The sequence below is a fragment of the Vibrio sp. HENC-03 genome (assembly GCF_000305755.2).
In the GTDB taxonomy this organism is placed as follows: domain Bacteria; phylum Pseudomonadota; class Gammaproteobacteria; order Enterobacterales; family Vibrionaceae; genus Vibrio; species Vibrio owensii.
This window is the reverse complement of the sequence record NZ_JH976089.1, coordinates 1-541: the sequence shown is the minus strand read 5'-3', so window position 1 is coordinate 541 and position 541 is coordinate 1. Positions and strand designations below refer to the sequence as shown.

The window sequence follows — 541 nt, the reverse complement described above, 5'->3', positions numbered from 1 at the left end:
TGTCATACCGATGATGCGACCGTCGAAGCCAACGTACTTGTACCAGAAGTCAGCAATGCCCGCTTCTACAGCGATACGTGCAGTTACGTCTGATGGCAGTACTGATTCACGGTAAGCCGCGTCTTGCTTGTCGAATGCATCTGTTGATGGCATTGAAACAACGCGTACTTTCTTACCTTCAGCCGTTAGTTGCTCAGCTGCTTTCACTGCTAGTTCAACTTCAGAACCTGTCGCGATTAGGATTAGCTCAGGCTTACCATTGCTGTCTTTCAGGATGTAAGCACCTTTCGCGATGTCCGCTACTTGCTCAGCAGTCCGTTCTTGTTGCGCTAGGTTTTGACGAGAGAAGATCAGTGCCGATGGGCCATCTTTACGTTCAATCGCTAGTTTCCATGCTACTGCAGACTCAACTTGGTCACATGGACGCCATGTGCTCATGTTTGGAGTCAGGCGTAGAGATGCCATTTGCTCAACTGGTTGGTGAGTTGGGCCATCTTCGCCAAGACCGATAGAGTCGTGCGTGTAAACTTGGATGTTCTGA

At 49.5% G+C, this 541-nt stretch carries 1 protein-coding gene; it reads right to left on the bottom strand.

What is annotated here, in order from left to right; translation table 11 throughout:
* Positions 1-541 (bottom strand): transketolase-like TK C-terminal-containing protein (locus VCHENC03_RS17250; RefSeq protein ID WP_009705411.1); only part of this gene is annotated, 541 nt, incomplete at both ends.